This window comes from Dysgonomonas sp. 37-18, assembly GCF_001899125.1.
Lineage (GTDB): Bacteria > Bacteroidota > Bacteroidia > Bacteroidales > Dysgonomonadaceae > Dysgonomonas.
Map to the genome: position 1 here is coordinate 111,047 of NZ_MKVC01000010.1, position 20,362 is coordinate 131,408.

Genomic DNA, 20,362 nt, shown 5'->3' on the forward strand with positions numbered 1-20,362 from the left:
TGCTAATTAATTTTGATTTTCTTTATTAAGTGTATCTACGTGAAGGGTCACATGATTTGAACGTTTACGTATTCTGTAACCTCTTCCCTGCGGAGCTGGACGCATTCTTTTCAGCATGGCTCCACCATCTACGTTTACCAATGATACATACAACTCTCCACTTTCTGCTTTACGCTCATTTTTTGCTTCCCAGTTGGCGATAGCAGAGCGTAACAATTTTTCTATTCTTGCAGCAGCTTCTTTATTTGAGTATTTCAATACACCAAGAGCCCTAAATGCTTCCATTCCACGTATCATGTCGACAACAAGGCGCATTTTGCGTGGAGAAGTAGGAACATCATTCAGCTTGGCGAAAGCAATAGTCTTTTTAGCTTCTTTTCTTGCTTCAGCTACTATATGTTTTCTTTTACCCATTTTAATGTTTACTTTTTATTAATTTACTGGCTTCTGCTCCAATTATTTTTTCTTATTACCTCCGTGTCCACGGAATGTACGTGTAAGAGAGAATTCTCCTAACTTGTGTCCTACCATGTTTTCTGTCACATATACAGGAATAAATTTATTTCCGTTGTGAACAGCAATAGTATGGCCTACAAAGTCGGGGGATATCATTGAAGCTCTTGCCCATGTCTTAACCACAGCTTTCTTACCTGACTCATTCATGGCCAAGACTTTTTTCTCAAGCTTAACATTAATATACGGGCCTTTTTTTAACGAACGACTCATAATTTTCTATTGATTAATCAGGTTATTATTTTTTTCTTCTTTCGATTATGTACTTAGAAGAATGTTTCTTAGGAGCTCTAGTTTTGAGACCCTTAGCGTACAATCCTTTACGTGAACGTGGGTGACCTCCTGAAGCACGACCTTCACCACCACCCATTGGGTGATCGACAGGGTTCATTACTACACCTCGGTTGTGAGGACGGCGGCCAAGCCAACGAGAACGACCGGCTTTACCTGATTTCTCTAGTCCGTGATCTGAGTTTCCTACGCTACCGATAGTAGCTTTGCATGTTGCAAGGATCTTACGTGTTTCGCCTGAAGGCATTCTTATGATTGCGTAGTTTCCTTCGCGAGAAGTTAACTGTGCAAAAGCACCTGCCGAACGAACCATTTTAGCTCCCTGACCAGGACGAAGTTCGATATTATGAACAACTGTACCGATTGGAATTTTTGCCAAAGGCAATGCATTACCAACCTCAGGAGCAGCATCAGCTCCGGATACCACTGTTTGACCTACTTCCAAACCTTCTGGTGCTAAGATATAAGTTTTAGCTCCGTCTACATAATACAACAAAGCGATACGAGCCGAACGGTTCGGATCATATTCGATTGTTTTTACAGTGGCTGGAATTCCGTCTTTCGTTCTCTTGAAGTCTATGAGCCTGAATTTTCTCTTATGACCGCCGCCGAGATAACGCATAGTCATCTTACCGGTATTGTTACGGCCACCAGACGCTTTTTTACCGACTACAAGGGATTTTTCTGGTACACTTGCAGTGATTTCTTGGAATGTACCAATAATTTTGTGTCTCTGCCCCGGTGTTGTGGGCTTTAATTTACGTACTGCCATTTTTTATTTAGATATTACTAAAAAAGTCTATACTTTCACCTTCTTTCAGGGTGATTATTGCTTTCTTGAATGCAGGAGTTTTACCTTTTATCACACCAGCTTTTGTGTAACGGCTTTTTAGCTTTCCGGAGTAGTTAATTGTATTTACAGACTTAACTGTTACGCCATAAAGCTCTTCTACTGCGTTCTTAATCTCCACTTTGTTTGCACTTGGAGCAACACGAAAACCGTAACGATTCGGAAACTTTTCTGAAATCGCGGTTTGCTTTTCTGTTAAAATTGGTTTTATCAAAATTCCCATAGTATTCTCTCCTTATGCTTTTAATAAAAGATTATCTATAATAGCAACCGAAGACTCAGCCAATACTAGACTTGTACAGTTAAGTATTGAGTAAGTATTTAAATCAGAAGCTTTTACAACTTTTACTCTTTCTAAATTACGAGCCGACAAATATACATTTTTATTTTGGTCTGGCAAAACTAGAAGTATCTTTTTATCAGCCACTTGCAAATTTTTAGCCAATGCTACAAAATCCTTAGTTTTTGGAGAGTCGAAAGACAAGTCTTCAACTACCAATATTTGATTTTCTTTTGCTTTAGCAGCAAGGGCAGATTTACGTGCAAGTACTCTTACTTTTTTGTTCAACTTGAAGCCATAGTCTCTTGGTTTTGGACCAAATACACGTGCTCCACCAACCAATACAGGTGAATTGATATCACCACGGCGAGCACCACCTCCACCTTTCTGACGGATCAACTTACGTGTACTTCCCGACATCTCACTTCTTTCTTTAGTCTTGTGAGTACCTTGACGTTGATTCGCAAGATATAGCTTCACGTCCAACCAAAGAACATGATCGTTAGGCTCAATTGCATAAATAGCATCGTTCAACGCTACTTTTTTACCGGTTTCTTTACCGTTTTTATCTAATACACTCAGTTCCATTATCTTTCTATTCTAACGATTGAACCTTTACTTCCCGGTACTGAACCTTTTATTAACAAAAGATTATGTTCCGGAATTATTTTAATAATCACAAGGTTTTGAACAGTAACTTGTTTGTTACCCATCTGACCACCCATTCTTGTTCCTTTAAACACCTTTGCAGGGTACGAACAAGCTCCGATAGAACCCGGAGCACGAAGACGGTTATGTTGTCCTAGAGTAGCTTCACCTACCCCACGGAAACCATGGCGTTTAACAACCCCTTGGAAACCTTTACCTTTCGACACTCCAGTTACGTCAATAAAAGGGTCGTCCATTGAGAACATTCCGTCTACTGTAATAACGTCTCCTAGATTGTATTTCTCTTCATACTTGAACTCGGCCAAGTGTCTTTGAGGTGCAACCCCGGCTTTCTTGAAATGTCCGATTTCGGGCTTGCTGGTATGCTTGTCTTTCTTTTCAACAAAGCCTACCTGTACAGCCTCGTAACCATCTTTTTCAGATGTTTTAACCTGAGTAACAACACAAGGACCCACTTCGACAACAGTGCATGGAATATTTTTTCCCTCGGCACTGAATACGGATGTCATTCCGATTTTCTTTCCTAATAATCCTGGCATTTCTCTAAATTATTTATTTAAACTAATATAAATTTTCATCAAACTTTGATTTCTACTTCTACACCACTTGGCAATTCCAGCTTCATGAGTGCATCTACAGTTTTTGCTGTTGAGCTGTAGATATCGATCAATCTTTTATAAGAAGATAGTTCGAACTGCTCACGAGATTTCTTGTTTACGAAAGTTGAACGGTTTACAGTAAAAATACGTTTGTGAGTTGGTAACGGAATTGGACCGCTTACTACTGCACCTGTTGCTTTCACTGTTTTCACGATTTTCTCAGCAGACTTGTCTACCAATGTGTAATCGTACGATTTCAGTTTAATTCTAATTTTCTGACTCATCGTTTGTTTTTAGTTAATTATTAAAATAAATTCTATATAAAAATATTAAAGACTGCAATTAAGAGTCATTTACTAATTGCAGTCTCTTTTGTTATTTGATCAAATCAACGCGACCTTTAACCTCAGTTAATACCTGACGTGCGATAGATGGCGAAACTTCTTCGTAATGAGAGAATGTCATTGCTGACGTTGCTCTACCCGAAGTGATTGTTCTCAAAGAAGTCACATATCCAAACATTTCTGCCAAAGGCACTTTAGCTTTTACGATACGTGCACCTGAACGGCTAGACTCCATACCTTCTACCTGACCACGACGTTTGTTAAGGTCAGAAATCACATCACCCATGCTTTCTTCCGGAGTTACTACTTCCAGTTTCATGATAGGTTCTTGCAATGTAGGTCCGGCTTTCTCACATGCATTTCTGAAAGCAAGCTTAGCACAAAGTTCGAATGACAACTGGTCAGAGTCCACTGTATGGTAAGAACCATCAATAAGAACAACTTTCAGTTTATCTAGCGCATATCCTGCAAGTACACCATTTTTCATTGCAGCAGCAAATCCTTTCTGAACTGAAGGGATAAATTCCTTAGGAACGTTACCACCTTTCACCTCATCGATAAATTGAAGTTCTCCTTCAAATCCAGGATCTGTTGGACCAACTTTAACAATAATATCGGCAAACTTACCACGACCCCCGGTTTGTTTTTTGTAAACCTCACGAAGATCAACAGTTTGAGTAATTGCTTCTTTATATGATACCTGAGGACGACCTTGATTACATTCAACCTTAAACTCACGTTTCAGACGGTCGATGATAATTTCAAGGTGAAGCTCACCCATACCTTCGATAATAGTCTGACCTGAATCCTGATCGGTGTGAACACGGAATGTTGGATCTTCTTCAGCAAGTTTTCCTAATCCTGTAGCCAATTTATCCACATCTTTCTGAGTGATCGGCTCAACAGCGATACCAATAACCGGTTCTGGGAAGTCCATAGATTCAAGTACGATCGGATTGTTTTCGTCACATAGTGTATCACCTGTACGAATATCTTTAAATCCTACACCTGCACCTATATCTCCACAACCAATTACGTCTTTCGGATTTTGCTTGTTAGAGTGCATCTGGAACAAACGTGAGATACGTTCTTTCTTTTCAGAGCGGCTGTTATAAACATACGATCCGGCTGCTAATTCCCCCGAGTAAACACGGAAGAAACACAAACGTCCTACGAATGGGTCTGTTGCGATTTTGAATGCCAAAGCAGCCATCGGCTCACTTGGGCTTGGGTGGCGAACGATAGTAGCACCTGTTCTTGGATCTATTCCTTCGATAGCTACAGTATCTATTGGGCTAGGCAAGAATTTACATACAGCATCCAATAACGGTTGAACTCCTTTGTTCTTGAAAGAAGAACCACACAACATTGGATTGATCTGCATAGAAAGAGTACCGATGCGTAATGCTGCGATAATTTCTTCTTCTGTGATTGAAGACGGATCATCAAAGAATTTCTCCATCAACGTTTCATCACATTCTGCAGCTTTTTCAAGCATTTTTTCTCTCCACTCTTGAGCTTCAGCTAGATATTCGGAAGGAATTTCGTCCAACTCATAGTCTGCACCCATTGTTTCATCATGCCAGTACATCGCCTTCATTTTGATAAGGTCGATGATTCCTCTGAAGTGTTCTTCTGCTCCAATTGGAATCTGAACCGGACATGGGTTACCATTCAACATTTCTTTTATTTGGCGTACCACTTCAAAGAAATCTGCTCCCGAACGGTCCATTTTATTTACATAACACATACGAGGAACATCGTATTTGTCAGCCTGACGCCATACTGTTTCCGACTGAGGTTCAACACCACTTACAGCATCGTAAGCAGCAATTGCCCCATCAAGAATACGGAGTGAACGCTCTACCTCTACTGTAAAGTCAACGTGTCCGGGAGTATCGATCAAGTTGATCTTAAACATTTCATTGTCATACTTCCAGCTTGCTGTGGTAGCGGCAGATGTAATAGTAATACCCCTTTCTTGCTCTTGCTCCATCCAGTCCATAGTGGCAGCGCCATCATGTACCTCTCCAATCTTATGTGTAAGACCGGTATAGAACAGGATACGTTCAGAAGTAGTGGTTTTACCGGCATCGATGTGCGCCATGATGCCTATATTTCTTGTATTCTTTAAACTGTCATTAACCTTTGCCATTGTTTTTTAACTCTTCCTTTTTGTTAGAATCTGAAATGAGCGAATGCACGGTTAGCTTCAGCCATTCTATGCATATCTTCTTTTCTTTTGAATGCGCCTCCTTGATTGTTGTATGCATCTGAGATTTCTGCGCCTAATTTGTCTGCCATAGTCTTACCACCTCTCTTGCGAGCATAAAGGATAAGATTTTTCATACAGATAGATTCTTTGCGGTCTGGGCGAATTTCGGTAGGAACCTGAAATGTTGCACCACCTACACGGCGTGACTTCACTTCTACTTGAGGAGTTACATTATCTAGAGCTGCTTTCCATATCTCGAGAGCAGTTTTTTCGTCGTTTGGTAATTTCTTCTTCACGATCTCTAATGCAGTATAGAAGATATCGAATGCAGTAGATTTTTTACCATCATACATTAAGTGGTTAACAAACTTTGTAACCTTTACATCACCGAAAACAGGATCCGGTAGGATCTGTCTTTTCTTTGGTTTTGCTTTTCTCATTTTTTTACTGAAAAATTTTGTTTTTGTTTTTGGTTGCCAATTTTAGATGCCTTCAAAAGTTCCGCCGAACTATTTACTCAACCTATATATAGCCTATCCAATAAACTTAAACCGTTTTAATACTTAATTAAAAATCTCGGTTAAAGGGATTGCCTCAGGTAATTATTTTTTCTTACCCTTAGCTGCAGCTGCCGCTGGTGCTCCCGGTTTAGGACGTTTTGCTCCGTATTTAGAGCGGCGTTGTGTACGACCATTTACTCCTGCAGTATCCAATGTTCCACGTACAATGTGGTAACGAACACCCGGAAGGTCTTTCACACGACCACCTCTAACAAGTACAATTGAGTGCTCCTGCAAATTGTGACCTTCTCCAGGTATATAAGCATTCACCTCTTTTGAATTTGTTAAACGCACACGTGCTACCTTACGCATCGCTGAGTTAGGTTTCTTAGGAGTTGTTGTATATACACGGATACAAACACCTCTACGTTGAGGACATGCATCCAATGCACGAGACTTACTCTTTTCAACCAAAACCGCCCGTCCTTTTCTTACTAATTGTTGAATTGTAGGCATGTTGTTTTAATCTTTAGAACTTTTTAAATTCAGTTTTTAATTATACATTTAATTAGCAAATAACACAAGAAACGAACACTATTCGAATGACAATCAACACATTGCCATCAGAACAAGCCCTTTTCATGCATTATTCGGGTTGCAAATGTAGACATAATCAGCTAATTACACAAATATTTGAAAAGAAAATTGAACAAAAAAAGCAAGATGGAACTTGAATATTCCATCTTGCCACTAAAATTCCGTAGTTTTTATAAAACGCTTCTGTTAGAATGAAAAGTCCACTCCAGCAGCAAATACCTTGTTGGTACGTGAGAATACGTCTTTTCCAGCAAGATAAGCCTGAGGGTTGGTATTTGGTATTGCAACATATTTTGGATTGTCTTTTGTCCAGTCAGAATATGTTGTCCAGAAGTAACCTACATTTATAAGAACGTTTTTGGCAACATTTACAGCACCACCTAAACCTATAGAATATGAGTTGATAGAGAAACTTAAATCTCTCTGATACTCATCTTTTACGCCATAGCGGGTGATTTGCCCTCCGGCACTTACCAAGAACATGTCGTCTATTTTATATTCGGCTCCAAATAAATATTCATTTGTACCTCCGTTTATATGCTTTTGTTTATCGTCTGCCATTTTAGCATCTGAGTCGAAAAAGTGGTGATAACCAACACTTGCCAATAGTTTCGGGGTAATCTGATAAGAAGCGCCCACTGTGAATAGAGCAGGAATATCGTGAGGAGTATTTACTCCATCTTTAAACAAGCCTGTATCATCAACTTTGGTTTTATTCTCTACGTTGAGAGCTGTACGAAACTCATATTTCATACCGACATTCAAGTTATTATAGCTGAAGTTGAACCCAAGAATAGGAGATATACCCCATCCGGATTGTGATGAATCAAGATTTTTATCAGCTACAGCTTTTGCATTATTTTCATACGCCTGCCCTGCAATTACATATCCAGCCTGAACCTGCTGTATCTGCATTTGATTAAACTGCTCGGCATTGCCAATATTCAATCCAGCCCTTAGTTGGTCGGCCATCGCTTGCGACAGCTTTCCTGCAGTAATCAGTTGCCCCACAGTGTATGCACCGGCTCCACTTTCGATAAAAGGATTCAGATTTGCTGCAGTTCCCTTCGCCAACGAAGCAGCGTCATTAAAAAAGGTCTGAGCAGACATCATGCCTCCTGTAGGATTTAACATCGGGTGTTGAGGGTTAAAAGATATATTCCTCAAATGTCCCTCGTACCTGTTATTTACTATATTAAGACGAAAACCGCCATATACCGAAAACATATTATTAATAGCATAACTTCCTCCGATCTGAGCACCATATATAAATGATGAACCACGCATATATGCATCTACCGAATAGTTATTTGTGGTGATTCCGCTCGCAGCAAGCAAACCGGGCAACATTGATATAGTTGATTCAAAAGAAGGCAACCCATCATTAAATGTAGCTTTACCGCCGCCGCCTGTCACTGCAATATTTCCGGAAAGTACCCATTTACCTTTTTTGTATGCAGCCTGAATACTAGGAATGATCGGAGCTGAAGCTGTTCCCTTAAAACTTTTTGTAGCATCGCCACCAAACCCTGCAAATGGAGCAAAAGTGGAAGTTATCGTTCTTGTTTGAAAAGCACTCTGATTGGAAAAAGAAAAATGGAAACCATCGTTAAGTTTTACAAGCCCCGCAGGATTTGTATAAGCGGCGTCTATTTGCACAGATGCGTCACGAGCAACCATTCTGATGAAATGTGCACTCTGATTCGTATTGGTAAGAATACCTCCTGCAAAGACATGCGAGGTACTACACAGGGCTAAAACAGCAATAGCCAATGTCTTCTTCATATTCATTTGATATAATTAATTAAAATTGGGCACAAAGATATAAGGAATCTATTAGTTTCAAAAGAAACCATGTTAAAAATGAACATTATCTTATTGATTATCAAATACATGTTGTCTATGCAACTAATATTTAAAGTTCTGAAATCCGCACATTATTTAAGAACCACAATACAGTATCGATGCATTTTATCTTCGTTTGATATTGATATTTAGCGCAAAACAGTAAAAAAATAATAGATTTGCATAATCATTCATCAAAAGTAACATGAACAGATCCGCTCTCTTTCTTGCGCTAAACATAGGGTTAATTACTTGTTTTCTTTCATGCATTAGTGGCAATGCTGAAAAGAAACTTTTTTATGAAGGGGTACTTTTCGAATATCCACATAGCTGGACTGTAGAAACAAACGAATTGCCCGGAGAATCATATTCTATAAAAGGAAAAGAAGGAAATAACATTATATTTATAACATTTACAGAAAAAAGTACAGACTTAAAGGAAGTAATAGAAACGCATCAAAAAAATGTAGACAGAACAAAGTTTGAATACTCAGCAGAGAAAATCATTCCATCCAAATTTGGCAAATATGATGCATTATCTTCTGAATTTACGATCGTTAGAGATTCTAAAAAATCTTACGGAAACACGTTCGCTCTTAAAGTAGGAAATATGAGCTATCTAATCATAATACAAAGCGACACGGAAGATAGTCTGAACAAAAGCTTTGAGACAATTAAAAACAACTTTGAAATAAAGACCAAACCTTAAAGTATAACATTGAGCAAGAAATCTTCATATCAACAGATAATAAAGTCTACCACCATTTTTGGCGGATCTCAGGCATTGATTATTCTCATTGGTATCATCCGAACCAAGATTATTGCCATATTGTTAGGACCCACGGGGATAGGCATTATCGGCATCTACCAGTCTATCATAGATATGATGCGATCAGGATTCAGCCTCGGACTGGATACTGCGGGAGTAAAAGACATAGCCGAAACCGAAGCCAAAGAAGACCTGACAGTCCTCAATAGAGTGATATCAAGCCTTAATATTTGGTTCAAATGGTCGGCAATCATAGGCTCTGTCATTTGCCTCATCTTATGCTATCCGATTAGCCTTTGGGCATTCGACAGCAACAAATATACTCTACCAATTGCAGGTTTGGCTATTTGCGTATTTCTGGCAATACTTACAACAGGCAAATCAACCATATTACAGGGGATGCACAAAATTCCCGAGATGGCAAAATCTGCTGTATGGGGTAGTTTAATAGGCTTAATTATCACCATTCCTATATATTTTATCTTCGGGCTGGAAGGTATCATCCCTGCTTTTATTGTATCGGGAGGAATATCTTTTCTTTGTGTTGAATTTTATTACAGAAAACAAAGTATAGAGAAAGCTAACATCTCGAATAAAGAAGCTTTCCACGAAGGATTAAGCTCTCTAAAACTTGGAATTTACATTGTATCGGCAGCGCTTGTAAGTACTGTGAGCATGTTTCTCATCAGAGCATACATCACACGAACCGATGATATTGAAGCAGCAGGACTATTTCAATCGGCATGGACAATAACAAATGTATATCTTGCACTCATACTCAGATCGATGGGATCAGACTTTTATCCTCGTCTTTCGGCAATAGCGAGCGAAAAGGATAAAATGAAAGCACTCATAAATGAACAGAGCTATATCGTACTGATTATTGCCTCTCCTATTGTTATAGGCATGATGCTGTTCTCCGACTTCGCTTTATCAGTACTCTATTCGGGGAAATTTTCGGGGGCGAATACACTCTTATGCTGGCAAGTAGCAGGCTCATTCTTCAAAGTACTAAGCTGGCCAATAGCCTTTATTATGCTCGTGAAAAATAAAGGACTTGTGTTTTTTATGTCAGAAGCCGCATATTATAGCGTATATCTTCTCTCCGCATATATACTCTACCCGCTGTATGGATTAGATGCGACAGGAATTGCATATTTGGCTTCCTATATTGTATATCTGCCTCTTGTATACATTATTGGACGTAAGCTCTCAGATTTCAAATGGACTAATACGATCATTTCAATGATACTGATAAATCTAATGCTGATTTGCATTACATTTCTTATTGTGATGTATATACCGCAATACAAATATTTAGGAGGGATCACATTATGTGCCTCCATACTGTATGCCTTCTTCAAATTGAAGAAAGTTTTCAACTTAAAAGATTTGGGTAGTTGGTTTAAGAAAGAGTAATTACTTCTTTTTGCGCTCTTTCTCTATTTCTTTTACACGTGGAATAACCAGATTGTCTTCTATAAAGGTATGCGCTTCGAGCTCCTCTTCGGACATATACAATTCGGTAAGAACATTTACCATCAACATCTGATCTGTCGTGCCCGGAACGTACTTTAACAATATCTGTTTCAGGTCATTTATTTTTCCCTCAATATCATTATGCCGTTCTTCAAATATATTGATAGAGTATTGCTTATTGGCATCTTTATCAATCAAAGAGTAGACATAAGGAAAAACAACATCATCCTCATATCTCATATGCTCCAATACTTCTTTGGTATAATTGTCGAAGAAATCAAGAACAACGGTTTGTAATGCTTTGTCTGTTTCGGGGAAAACCAATTCAAGCTTACGGCGAATATTCGGAAGCCTTCTTTCGAGAAAATAACTGTGTGAATTTTTAAGGTATCTGAGAAACGGAGCAAGAGGCAATTTACTGAACACCTCCTGTATATTGGTTATACATTTATTTGATTGATAGTTTGCAAGGAATAGGAAACAATCTGTATCAAAATCATTTTCTTTACAAACTGCCTCAACACTTTTTTCGCCGAACCCAAGCGAAATATTTAACCGATTGAGCAATAATAATAAGTGGTAGTCGGCATCTATAAGCTCCGACATTTTCATTTTCTTATTAAATATGATTGTTACATTCTGCATTGTGTACAAGTTTATTCGTCTTGATATTTTATTTCCGAAATATCCACTAATTTATTAATTATTGCATATATAGTCAATCCAGAAATACTATGAACTTTCAATTTGCGTGTAATATTTCTGCGGTGCGTAATCGCCGTATGAATAGAGATACTATGATGATCGGCTATTTCTTTATTACTCATGCCCTTTACAACACTTATCAAAATTTCTTTCTCTCTATCACTCAACTCTTCGGTGTCTGACTGTCCTCCCGTTTCCTTCTCAAGACATTTAAGTAAAGTTTCTTCAATTTTCGATTCCGAATCATTTATACGTATAACTGCGTCATAGGAACGATAAAACTGCTCATCAATAAGATTATAAACCAAAGCTATTATTGCTGTATGTTTATCCAAATTGAGCTGCTGCCGGATATCATGCCTTGATGTATGCCCCAGCAACATGGGGTTGATAAGAACAGCATCCGGTTTGAGTATATTTATCTGATAATTTATATCTTCCATTTCTCTCAATTCTACAACTTTACCGACGCTATTTAGCTGAGATAAAACATAAACCAGACCTTTACGAATAATATATGAAGTTTCGGCTACAGCCAGCACTTTCTTCGTTTTAGACATCTTTCGATAGTTTTCTTATATAGAATGATTCTTTATAAGTCACAAATTTCGTGATATTTTATTTTATAAACAAATGTTATATAATATAAATAATCCGGACTTGTGTTTCTAAACAATATTTATAGTAGTTTTGTTTATAGGATTTTTAATACGTTCCTAATTTATGATCAACTTTAAGCAGATTACATTTTCTGATAAAAAAGTAATAGATGCCGCTTTTGCAGGAAACGAATATCGTGCCTGCGACTTTTGTTTTACAAATCTTTACGCATGGAATGCAAAATTCAAAACGGTGTACGCAATAGAACACCGGACTATATTTCTTCGGTTCCAGGATTCCGACGGACAGACGTACTATATGATGCCTATCGGGAAAATGCCACTTATAGATGCATTCAAATTAATAGAAGAAGATGCGAAAATAAACAAAATACCATTCCAGATGAAAGGCATCTCGTCTGAAATGTGGGAAAAAATACGCAACGAAATTCCGGGAGAGTTCAGATATCTGCCCGATCGCAACAATGATGAGTATATCTATTTGTCTGAGAAGTTAATTAACCTTTCGGGCAAAAAGCTACAAAGCAAGCGCAATCACATTAACCGATTTAAGGCAGACAACCCCGACTGGGAATATTTTCCTCTGACCTCAAAAAAAGAGCTGGAAGAGTGTGCATATATGCTCGATGAATGGGAAGAAGTGAACACCTCAAAAGCGGATTTTTCTCAACGATACGATTATATTGCAACCAAAATTATGCTCGAAAACTTCGAATATCTGCAACTTCGTGGAGGTGCAATCCGTGTTAATGGAAAGATTGTGGCATTTACGATAGGAGAGCAACTTACGGCTGATACTTTCGTTGTGCATGTAGAAAAAGCCTTCAGTGAAGTAAACGGCGCATATACAATTATCAACCAGCAGTTTATAGAGCATGAAGCGTCTGAATACAAATATATCAACAGAGAGGAAGACATGGGCATAACAAACCTTCGTAAAGCAAAAATGTCATATTACCCTGATATATTATTAGAAGAAGGAATTCTTATTCCATTTGTGTAACATTATATTATCGTTCTCATGATACAATTCGCCAATGAGCAAACAGCAGAATTAGTACGTAGTATGTGGAAAATATGCTTCGAGGATACGGACGAGTTTCTCGATATCCTTTTCACATACAAATACAAGCATGAGAATACACTGATATATTTTGAAGAAGGAGAAGCTGTTGCAAGCCTTCAAATGTTACCGTATACAATAAACTTCTACCGGCAGGAAATCCCTTTTGCATACATGGCAGGACTATGCACATTGCCCAAACACAGAAAAAAAGGCTACATGGCACAACTGCTTCATGAAGCGCATAAAGTTCTTGCCAAAAGAAATATACCTCTTGCAATACTGATTCCTGCAGAAGAATGGCTGTATGACTTTTATAAGAAATACGAATATGAACAAGTATTTGATAAGGGAGAAAATATTATTCCTGTCAAAGAAATACTAGATACATATTCCGATAATATGGATATGGCTTATCAAACGTTCGATCAATTATTCAGATTCAGAGACTTTTGTGTTCAAAAAAACAGAAATGACTTTGAGGCTATAGCCAAGGAGTATAAACTGGACGGATACCCCGAAAAAAGGGATCTACCGGGCATGGCACGTGTGATAGACGCATGGACTCTTTTAGACCTATATGCAAAAGATAATCTATCTAAGAAATTCAGAATAAAAGTAACGGATTGTTTGCAGGAAGATACTCCTCAAATATATTCAATAGACTGTGGAAATGTAGATTTAATATTAGAATCGGAAGACTCTTTTGATATAGAAACAGACGTACGATTGCTGAGCAGGCTCTTGTTTGGATACAAGGTTCATGAGCTCGAAGAAAAACAGCAACGATTCTTTGAAGACCATCAGCCTATTATGAATCTGATGTTGGAATAAAAGATTTTTTAAGAAGACTGATGTCTTTTCTGAATTATCTATCGAAGAAATAACTTATCTTTGAATTTTAGTAATATAGTATCGCATATATGCTCGAAAACTTTGGAATAAAAGATATAATTGATATACTATTGGTAGCTACAGTAATGTACCAATTATATAGGATTGTCTCCAAATCGGGTACAGGAGCCATATTCAATGGTGTATTGGCTTTTATGATCTTATGGATACTTGTATCTAAAGTTCTGGAGATGCGCCTTATGGGTGCTATCCTCGACAAATTTGTCGATATTGGACTCATCGTACTCATCATTATCTTCCAAGATGAAATCCGACGTTTTTTGATGACGCTCGGCTCCAATCGCACCTTCCGTTTCTTTGCTCGGTTCTTCAGTTCAAAAGAACGTGGAGGTCTCTCAGAGCCTGTTATTACCTCTCTTGTTTTAGCATGTATGAATATGGCCAAAACATATACAGGGGCACTTATTGTTATCGAACAGGAGATTAAGTTAGGACAATATGAAGAAACAGGCGAAGTCTTAGATGCCGAGATCAGTACCCGCCTGATAGAAAATATATTCTTTAAAAACACGCCTTTACACGACGGAGCTTTAATTATATCAGGAAACAAAATTAAAGCAGCCGGATGTATCCTTCCTATTTCGCAGAATCAGGAGATACCCAAATCTCTCGGATTAAGACACCGGGCAGCCCTCGGCATATCCCAAGAAACGGACGCCAAAGCGATTGTCATATCAGAAGAAAGGGGTAAAATATCCTTTGTAAGCGAAGGGAAAATACAAACGAATATATCACCCGAAAGGCTGCAAGAACTTCTCACTGAATCTATTTTGGTAAAAAAGAAGAAAACATAAACGATCGGATATACCATGAAAATGCCCATTAAAAATTTATTATTCCTACACGTTTCACTTCTATTTTGTTTTTCTTTATCTGCCGCAAATATTCCGATAAAGATAACGAGACAATACTTGAACCTCCCTGTTTCGCAGAAAGCAGAAAGAAAAAGAATGAGTTTTGATGTAGACGGAAAAGAGGACAGATCATTCGTAATACGCCTATCTGCAAATCCCGATTACTGGGTATTTTACGATATGGCAGCTTATAAGGGTAAGACTATAAACATCAGCTATGAGGGTGATCCATCAGGATTAAGTAAAATCTATCAGGATGACAGAATAGAAGGATATGAAAATCTGTATAAGGAAAAGAACCGTCCGCAATTTCACTTCACTACTCAACGAGGATGGATAAACGATCCCAATGGATTGATATACTACGATGGTGAATACCATCTTTTCTATCAACATAATCCTTACGAACGTGAATGGGAAAACATGCACTGGGGACATGCCGTAAGCAAAGACCTGATACATTGGCAACAATTACCCGAAGCACTATATCCCGATCATTTGGGCACAATATTCTCCGGCTCAACAATCATTGATTATGATAATACAGCGGGATATAACAAGAAAGACAATCCTGCGATGATAGCCTTTTATACAGCAGATAGCTCTGAAAAGCAAGTACAATGCATGGCTTACAGTCTAGACAAAGGGCGTACATGGACAAAGTATGACAAAAACCCGCTTATAGACTCAAAAGACAAATGGAATAGCAAAGATACACGTGACCCGAAAGTTTTTTGGTATACTCCGTCAAAACATTGGGTAATGGTACTGAATGAAAGAGACGGGCACTCAATATACACATCTAAGAATCTGAAAGATTGGAATTATGAGAGCCACGTTACAGGATTTTGGGAATGCCCCGAACTATTTGAGTTACCGATAGACGGGAACAAAAACAATACTAAATGGGTGATGTATGGAGCTTCGGGAACATATATGCTAGGCTCTTTTGACGGAAAGACATTCACTCCTGAGGCTGGCAAATATTATTATACTTCGGGATCAATTTATGCTGCACAGACATTTACAAACATCCCCGACAGTGATGGCAGACGCATACAAATAGGATGGGGACGCATAAATCAACCCGATATGCCATTCAATGGAATGATGTTACTCCCTACCGAGCTAACTCTAAAAAACACAAAAGACGGCGTAAAGTTGATAAACAAACCGATAAAAGAGACAGAACAATTATTTACCCCTATTCAAAAATGGAGTAATCTGAAATCGGATGACGCCAACAACAAGATGAAAGAGTTCTACAACTCAGATTGCCTGCGCATCAAAACAACAATTAGGCTGTCACACGCCACAGATGCAGGGCTCAACCTATTTGGTCAGCGCTTGATAAATTATGATATGAATGGAAACATGCTGAACGGAATGTTCTATTCGCCACAAGACATGACGAGTATGGAACTTTCAGCAGATATTTATATCGATCGCACATCTGTAGAAGTATTTATCGACGGAGGAATATTCTCATATTCGATGGAACGCAAACCCGATAGCAATAATACAGAAGGGTTCCACTTCTGGGGGAACAATATCGAGGTCAAAAATCTGGAGGTATATTCAGCAAAATCGATTTGGTAAAATCCGGCTATTTCTGTTCTACAAGGGAATCATACACCGCTTTTGAGATTTGAGCAATTATACCGCAATTCACATCATTGCTTTCCATAGAGTCGGCAACAAATACAACCAAAGAATAATATCTACCATCAGGCAATTGTATGATCGCAATATCGTTTTCCGCTGCCTTCAACCCTTCGGCATTACGAAACGAACTCCCCGTTTTGTGTGCGACGAATGTCCCTTCGGGAAACAATGCTTTTATTTTATTTCCCCCTGTAGTAGTCCCAGCCAACGTATCCCACAAAAAATCGTGGAAAGGCTGGGGTAAAATATCCTGTGTTCTAAATATTTCTAAAGCTTGTGCAGCAGTATAGGGGGTAGACCAGTTAGTATACTGTACTTCCCAAGGTCCGTGCATTTCTTCTTCTGTGGCAGTAATGGCAAACTCAGAAAGGCCAAGACCTCTTATATATCTATCCACTACAGCTGTACCTCCTACCAAGCGAAACAGGATATCACATCCATTATTATCGCTCTTAGATACTGTATATCTGATAATATCAGCAACAGAGAGGTACATCTCTCCCTGCGGATAATCGTCCCTTAACGGGCTGTGAGTATTGGGGAGTAAGTCTCCCTTCTTTACATACAGCTGATGATCCAGAGTGAGATTATTCTTATTTAAATAATCTAATACAGCCAATGCTAAATGAAACTTGTATACACTTTGGGTTGGATAACGAAAATTATTATTGATAGTCAACGTGTCTTTTCCATCTACAATAAGAGCAACGCCAACTGTAGCATCTTTACCCTGAATTATTTTTTGAATCTTGTTTCTCAAAACCTCATTTTGTGAAAACATAGGAAAAGCAACCACTATGGCTGAAAAAAGAAATAAAAGTTTCTTCATAAATATTAATCTATCAAACGTAATTGTTCTTTTAATCGTAAAATTTCGTCCTGCATCGTATCTATCTTATCCAAAAGGTTTTGAATAACATCAATCCCCGCCACATTAATTGACAGGTCGTAGTACCAACGTACATACTGATCCAAGTGACTCAACTGCGAAATATGTATATACCGCTCGTTATCAACAATACTTATCTGTATCAGTCCTTCATTTTCAAGCTGCACAATAAAATCGGGCTCTACTTGGTTTTGAATACAATATTCGTGTATAATAATCAGTTCTGAATTCATAACTGTGGCGCTTTAAATTAAGACTTTGCTAACTTTTCGAACAGTTCCCTCTGTTCTGCATTCAGATTGGTCGGGATTTTCACCGTATAGGTAATAATCAGATCTCCAAAATGTCCATCCTTTTTATATACAGGAAAACCTTTCCCTTTTAGACGAACTTTTGTCCCATTCTGAGTTCCGGCGGCAACTTTCAATTTTACTTTTCCTGTAAAAGTGTCTACCGTTTCCTCTCCTCCAAGCACAGCTGTATACAAGCTTAGATCTGCATTCGTATACAAGTCATTGCTCACTCTTTTGAATTTCGGATCTTCTTGTATCACAAACGTAATATACAGATCTCCGTTAGGGCCTCCATTTCTACCGGGAGCTCCTTGTCCTGCCAGCTTTATTACTTGTCCGTCTGCTACCCCTGCCGGAATTGTTATCCGTAAATTTTTTCCGTTAAGAGTCAAAGTCTGTTTATGAGTTTCAGAGGCATCACGCAAACTTAAATGAAGTTCCGTAGTATAATCTTGCCCTCTAAATGCGCTTGTCCGAGAACCTCTGGATGCGCCCCTACCACCGAACAGGGACTCAAAAAAGTCAGAAAACCCTCCTTCGTCTTCACCGGTAAAGCTATATGTCCTTCCGCCAAAGTCGCCACCAAAGCTGCTATAATCAGCAAAACCTCCATTCTGAGCTTGTTGCTGACGTGCTTTTTCAAATTCTTCGGCATGCTTCCAGTTCTCTCCGTACTCGTCATACTTTTTACGTTTTTCGGGGTCGGACAGAACTTCATTCGCCTCGTTTATCTGCTGAAACTTCTTCTTTGCTTCCTCATCATTAGGATTTATGTCAGGGTGATATTTACGGGCTAACTTTCGGTAAGCCTTTTTTATATCATCGCCACTGGCAGTTTTAGATACACCTAAAATGCTGTAATAATCTATAAATGCCATATATTTTTCAATTATGAGTCAGAAGCATCAGAATATCAACTCCTGACCGAATTTATTTTTTCTTTGTTTTTAAGTTCGTTATATATTCTCAGACAAGCCCATGCATCGAGTGCAGCATACATTTTCTGTGAGTCAGAAAGTACATCTACTTCCCAGTTTGACAGGCGTTGCCCTTTTGATATCCTCTTTTCAAAAAGTATGCCATAAATACGCTGTAAGCCATTGTCTTCTATACCGTAATCTTTAACAAAAGACTGTAATTCGACGAAGTTAGCCGGAGCCAAACTCATCCGCTTGTGTATCGCCGAAAAGTCATCTTTCAGCGACAGCCCGATCTTCTTAACAGCAGGATTGACAAGAAGTTCGACCAAACAAGCAGGAAACCCGATGAGATTGAGCCGGAATAGGAAACAGGTATCGATTGTAGACAACTGCATAAGTGCTATCTGATGCGTCACTCCCTTACGAAAAGCAGGGCGGGTCTCTGTATCAAATCCGATAGCCTCACATTTGCTAAGATAGTCACATGCTTTCTTCGCCTCGGTTTCTTCTTGTATTACGATTATTCTACCCGGAAAAACTTCCTGTGCATAAGTAGACAATTCAGCTTTGGATATAGTGTTTACCATAATTCATTTGTATCAGCAGATTCGAGATCTTCATCAAGGTTATCATTTACTATCGTATATTTGAGTGAGTGCAAAGCTCTCAAAACATTTACCAGCTTCTGCCCCCAATATGATTTAAAATTCTCTATACAGAAATATAGTGCATCATTCATATTGTCTGTAACACCTCTTTCAAAAACCGTAATGAAGTTCTTCAAATCCTGATAGATATCCGAGAGATCTTCGCTTATACTGGCAGTAATAGGAGTGTCGCTATATTTCATATCCTGAAGAAAAACCTCAAGATACGCATCATTATTCTGAAATACATCATATAGCTTTGAAGAGATATAGCTATAATCTCCCTCCGTTACTGTTATCTCAGGTTCCTCGTCTTCATTTATGATATCTGTCTCGGGTACAAGAGAAGCTTTTAAGTAAAGCAGTGGAAGAAGCTTTGTAAGCTTATCTATCAACTCCGCTTCGCTTACATCTTCAAAGCTTTCAAAATAGCCACAATATTGTACTGCTACTGTTACAAATTCAATTGTATCACGAGAATAAACGATCTCTTTTAATTGGTTCTCCATTGTATATTTTAATTTTTCTGCCGTTTTATCGGCTCAATATATATTATCTAAATTATATTCTGATCTACACAAAACAGATCGTTGATTTTTCTTTAAGTAACAAATTTAACCTATTATTTTGTTAACTGTATTGTTCGGATAATATATTTTATTATCACTAAACATTCATTAAGCAATATCAATAAATCCCTTATCCTTGCCAATCATTCCCTGTTTCTACTCCTTATTTGGATGCACTTGCTATTTGCCTTATCTTTGCACCTTATTTCAAATAATTAGTAAATATATTATATTCTATATTTCTTACCGAAAAAGAGTATAATTCATTTTT

Annotated in this window: 24 protein-coding genes; 6 read left to right on the forward strand and 18 right to left on the reverse strand. The window is 38.3% G+C overall.

What is annotated here, in order from left to right; translation table 11 throughout:
• Window positions 1-6: 6 nt before the first annotated feature.
• The 11 genes from rplV to BGO84_RS04275 all read right to left on the reverse strand — a co-directional run bounded on the left by rplV (window position 7) and on the right by BGO84_RS04275 (window position 8,649).
• Window positions 7-414 (reverse strand): 50S ribosomal protein L22, encoded by a 408-nt coding sequence (rplV, locus tag BGO84_RS04225; protein WP_006841790.1) that lies wholly within the window; start codon window positions 412-414, stop codon window positions 7-9.
• A gap of 42 nt (window positions 415-456) precedes the next feature.
• A complete protein-coding gene (rpsS, locus tag BGO84_RS04230) occupies window positions 457-726 on the reverse strand; it encodes a 30S ribosomal protein S19 (RefSeq protein WP_006800257.1) in 270 nt (89 codons plus the stop codon).
• A gap of 25 nt (window positions 727-751) precedes the next feature.
• Complete coding sequence (gene rplB / locus BGO84_RS04235) at window positions 752-1,576, reverse strand: 50S ribosomal protein L2 (RefSeq protein ID WP_135105511.1); 825 nt, start codon at window positions 1,574-1,576, stop codon at window positions 752-754.
• Window positions 1,577-1,583: 7 nt separating this feature from the next.
• On the reverse strand, window positions 1,584-1,877 hold the full coding sequence (rplW, locus tag BGO84_RS04240) for a 50S ribosomal protein L23 (RefSeq protein ID WP_006841788.1): 294 nt from the start codon (window positions 1,875-1,877) through the stop codon (window positions 1,584-1,586).
• Window positions 1,878-1,889: 12 nt separating this feature from the next.
• Window positions 1,890-2,522 (reverse strand): 50S ribosomal protein L4, encoded by a 633-nt coding sequence (rplD, locus tag BGO84_RS04245; RefSeq protein WP_135105509.1) that lies wholly within the window; start codon window positions 2,520-2,522, stop codon window positions 1,890-1,892.
• Window positions 2,522-3,142 (reverse strand): 50S ribosomal protein L3, encoded by a 621-nt coding sequence (gene rplC / locus BGO84_RS04250; RefSeq protein WP_135105508.1) that lies wholly within the window; start codon window positions 3,140-3,142, stop codon window positions 2,522-2,524. Before rplC ends, rplD begins: the two co-directional genes overlap by 1 nt.
• A gap of 38 nt (window positions 3,143-3,180) precedes the next feature.
• Window positions 3,181-3,486: a 30S ribosomal protein S10 gene (gene rpsJ, locus BGO84_RS04255; protein ID WP_006841785.1), complete on the reverse strand. Its 306-nt coding sequence runs from the start codon at window positions 3,484-3,486 to the stop codon at window positions 3,181-3,183.
• 91 nt (window positions 3,487-3,577) lie between these two features.
• Window positions 3,578-5,701, reverse strand: a complete 2,124-nt coding sequence (gene fusA / locus BGO84_RS04260; RefSeq protein WP_291027890.1) for an elongation factor G — start codon at window positions 5,699-5,701, stop codon at window positions 3,578-3,580.
• A 23-nt stretch (window positions 5,702-5,724) separates the two neighbouring features.
• Window positions 5,725-6,201 carry a 30S ribosomal protein S7 gene (gene rpsG / locus BGO84_RS04265; protein ID WP_006841783.1) on the reverse strand — a complete coding sequence of 159 codons (477 nt, stop codon included), beginning with the start codon at window positions 6,199-6,201 and terminating at the stop codon, window positions 5,725-5,727.
• Window positions 6,202-6,363: 162 nt separating this feature from the next.
• The gene (gene rpsL / locus BGO84_RS04270; RefSeq protein ID WP_006841782.1) at window positions 6,364-6,777 is read right to left on the reverse strand and encodes a 30S ribosomal protein S12; all 414 of its coding nucleotides are present in this window, start codon (window positions 6,775-6,777) and stop codon (window positions 6,364-6,366) included.
• A 267-nt stretch (window positions 6,778-7,044) separates the two neighbouring features.
• Entirely contained in the window at window positions 7,045-8,649 is a 1,605-nt protein-coding gene (locus BGO84_RS04275) for an aromatic hydrocarbon degradation protein (RefSeq protein WP_135105506.1), read from the reverse strand.
• Between the two features lie 259 nt (window positions 8,650-8,908).
• Between BGO84_RS04275 and BGO84_RS04280 the strand changes: the two genes are divergently transcribed.
• Together BGO84_RS04280 and BGO84_RS04285 are read left to right on the forward strand one after the other, a co-directional pair.
• A complete protein-coding gene (locus tag BGO84_RS04280; RefSeq protein WP_291027892.1) occupies window positions 8,909-9,412 on the forward strand; it encodes a hypothetical protein in 504 nt (167 codons plus the stop codon).
• A 9-nt stretch (window positions 9,413-9,421) separates the two neighbouring features.
• Window positions 9,422-10,891, forward strand: a complete 1,470-nt coding sequence (locus BGO84_RS04285) for an oligosaccharide flippase family protein (RefSeq protein WP_291027894.1) — start codon at window positions 9,422-9,424, stop codon at window positions 10,889-10,891.
• Here the strand turns inward: BGO84_RS04285 and BGO84_RS04290 are convergent, their stop codons facing one another.
• Window positions 10,892-11,596 (reverse strand): hemerythrin domain-containing protein, encoded by a 705-nt coding sequence (locus tag BGO84_RS04290; RefSeq protein ID WP_006841778.1) that lies wholly within the window; start codon window positions 11,594-11,596, stop codon window positions 10,892-10,894.
• Between the two features lie 11 nt (window positions 11,597-11,607).
• Window positions 11,608-12,216 carry a LuxR C-terminal-related transcriptional regulator gene (locus BGO84_RS04295; RefSeq protein WP_283685425.1) on the reverse strand — a complete coding sequence of 203 codons (609 nt, stop codon included), beginning with the start codon at window positions 12,214-12,216 and terminating at the stop codon, window positions 11,608-11,610.
• Window positions 12,217-12,379: 163 nt separating this feature from the next.
• On the opposite strand from BGO84_RS04295, the gene BGO84_RS04300 reads away from it, so the two are divergent.
• The 4 genes from BGO84_RS04300 to BGO84_RS04315 all read left to right on the forward strand — a co-directional run bounded on the left by BGO84_RS04300 (window position 12,380) and on the right by BGO84_RS04315 (window position 16,707).
• On the forward strand, window positions 12,380-13,279 hold the full coding sequence (locus tag BGO84_RS04300; protein ID WP_135105502.1) for a phosphatidylglycerol lysyltransferase domain-containing protein: 900 nt from the start codon (window positions 12,380-12,382) through the stop codon (window positions 13,277-13,279).
• 18 nt (window positions 13,280-13,297) lie between these two features.
• Window positions 13,298-14,173, forward strand: a complete 876-nt coding sequence (locus BGO84_RS04305) for a GNAT family N-acetyltransferase (RefSeq protein WP_291027897.1) — start codon at window positions 13,298-13,300, stop codon at window positions 14,171-14,173.
• A gap of 89 nt (window positions 14,174-14,262) precedes the next feature.
• Window positions 14,263-15,048, forward strand: coding sequence for a diadenylate cyclase CdaA (gene cdaA / locus BGO84_RS04310; protein WP_291027898.1), 786 nt, complete (start codon window positions 14,263-14,265; stop codon window positions 15,046-15,048).
• A gap of 15 nt (window positions 15,049-15,063) precedes the next feature.
• Window positions 15,064-16,707 (forward strand): GH32 C-terminal domain-containing protein, encoded by a 1,644-nt coding sequence (locus BGO84_RS04315; RefSeq protein WP_291027900.1) that lies wholly within the window; start codon window positions 15,064-15,066, stop codon window positions 16,705-16,707.
• Between the two features lie 7 nt (window positions 16,708-16,714).
• Here BGO84_RS04315 and bla read toward each other — a convergent pair whose 3' ends face one another.
• From bla to BGO84_RS04340, 5 genes are read right to left on the reverse strand one after another with little or no spacing between them, the layout of a single operon-like run.
• A complete protein-coding gene (gene bla / locus BGO84_RS04320; protein WP_291027901.1) occupies window positions 16,715-17,602 on the reverse strand; it encodes a class A beta-lactamase, subclass A2 in 888 nt (295 codons plus the stop codon).
• Between the two features lie 5 nt (window positions 17,603-17,607).
• A complete protein-coding gene (locus BGO84_RS04325) occupies window positions 17,608-17,895 on the reverse strand; it encodes a chaperone modulator CbpM (protein ID WP_291027903.1) in 288 nt (95 codons plus the stop codon).
• A gap of 17 nt (window positions 17,896-17,912) precedes the next feature.
• Window positions 17,913-18,833 carry a J domain-containing protein gene (locus BGO84_RS04330; protein ID WP_291027905.1) on the reverse strand — a complete coding sequence of 307 codons (921 nt, stop codon included), beginning with the start codon at window positions 18,831-18,833 and terminating at the stop codon, window positions 17,913-17,915.
• Between the two features lie 35 nt (window positions 18,834-18,868).
• On the reverse strand, window positions 18,869-19,462 hold the full coding sequence (locus BGO84_RS04335) for a 3'-5' exonuclease (protein ID WP_291027906.1): 594 nt from the start codon (window positions 19,460-19,462) through the stop codon (window positions 18,869-18,871).
• Window positions 19,456-20,031, reverse strand: a complete 576-nt coding sequence (locus BGO84_RS04340) for a DUF5063 domain-containing protein (protein WP_283685429.1) — start codon at window positions 20,029-20,031, stop codon at window positions 19,456-19,458. The genes BGO84_RS04335 and BGO84_RS04340 overlap by 7 nt, the downstream gene beginning before the upstream one ends.
• Window positions 20,032-20,362: the final 331 nt, after the last annotated feature.

Bases quoted from the DNA above. Each gene is read 5' to 3' on its own strand.
- BGO84_RS04330 (WP_291027905.1), bottom strand. From the start codon at position 18,833: ATGGCATTTATAGATTATTACAGCATTTTAGGTGTATCTAAAACTGCC.
- rplC (WP_135105508.1), bottom strand. From the start codon at position 3,142: ATGCCAGGATTATTAGGAAAGAAAATCGGAATGACATCCGTATTCAGT.
- rpsG (WP_006841783.1), bottom strand. From the start codon at position 6,201: ATGAGAAAAGCAAAACCAAAGAAAAGACAGATCCTACCGGATCCTGTT.
- rpsL (WP_006841782.1), bottom strand. From the start codon at position 6,777: ATGCCTACAATTCAACAATTAGTAAGAAAAGGACGGGCGGTTTTGGTT.
- rplB (WP_135105511.1), bottom strand. From the start codon at position 1,576: ATGGCAGTACGTAAATTAAAGCCCACAACACCGGGGCAGAGACACAAA.
- rplW (WP_006841788.1), bottom strand. From the start codon at position 1,877: ATGGGAATTTTGATAAAACCAATTTTAACAGAAAAGCAAACCGCGATT.
- BGO84_RS04280 (WP_291027892.1), top strand. From the start codon at position 8,909: ATGAACAGATCCGCTCTCTTTCTTGCGCTAAACATAGGGTTAATTACT.
- BGO84_RS04315 (WP_291027900.1), top strand. From the start codon at position 15,064: ATGAAAATGCCCATTAAAAATTTATTATTCCTACACGTTTCACTTCTA.
- rpsJ (WP_006841785.1), bottom strand. From the start codon at position 3,486: ATGAGTCAGAAAATTAGAATTAAACTGAAATCGTACGATTACACATTG.
- rplD (WP_135105509.1), bottom strand. From the start codon at position 2,522: ATGGAACTGAGTGTATTAGATAAAAACGGTAAAGAAACCGGTAAAAAA.
- BGO84_RS04340 (WP_283685429.1), bottom strand. From the start codon at position 20,031: ATGGAGAACCAATTAAAAGAGATCGTTTATTCTCGTGATACAATTGAA.
- BGO84_RS04300 (WP_135105502.1), top strand. From the start codon at position 12,380: ATGATCAACTTTAAGCAGATTACATTTTCTGATAAAAAAGTAATAGAT.
- bla (WP_291027901.1), bottom strand. From the start codon at position 17,602: ATGAAGAAACTTTTATTTCTTTTTTCAGCCATAGTGGTTGCTTTTCCT.
- BGO84_RS04305 (WP_291027897.1), top strand. From the start codon at position 13,298: ATGATACAATTCGCCAATGAGCAAACAGCAGAATTAGTACGTAGTATG.
- fusA (WP_291027890.1), bottom strand. From the start codon at position 5,701: ATGGCAAAGGTTAATGACAGTTTAAAGAATACAAGAAATATAGGCATC.
- rplV (WP_006841790.1), bottom strand. From the start codon at position 414: ATGGGTAAAAGAAAACATATAGTAGCTGAAGCAAGAAAAGAAGCTAAA.
- BGO84_RS04290 (WP_006841778.1), bottom strand. From the start codon at position 11,596: ATGCAGAATGTAACAATCATATTTAATAAGAAAATGAAAATGTCGGAG.
- BGO84_RS04325 (WP_291027903.1), bottom strand. From the start codon at position 17,895: ATGAATTCAGAACTGATTATTATACACGAATATTGTATTCAAAACCAA.
- rpsS (WP_006800257.1), bottom strand. From the start codon at position 726: ATGAGTCGTTCGTTAAAAAAAGGCCCGTATATTAATGTTAAGCTTGAG.
- BGO84_RS04295 (WP_283685425.1), bottom strand. From the start codon at position 12,216: ATGTCTAAAACGAAGAAAGTGCTGGCTGTAGCCGAAACTTCATATATT.
- BGO84_RS04335 (WP_291027906.1), bottom strand. From the start codon at position 19,462: ATGGTAAACACTATATCCAAAGCTGAATTGTCTACTTATGCACAGGAA.
- cdaA (WP_291027898.1), top strand. From the start codon at position 14,263: ATGCTCGAAAACTTTGGAATAAAAGATATAATTGATATACTATTGGTA.
- BGO84_RS04275 (WP_135105506.1), bottom strand. From the start codon at position 8,649: ATGAATATGAAGAAGACATTGGCTATTGCTGTTTTAGCCCTGTGTAGT.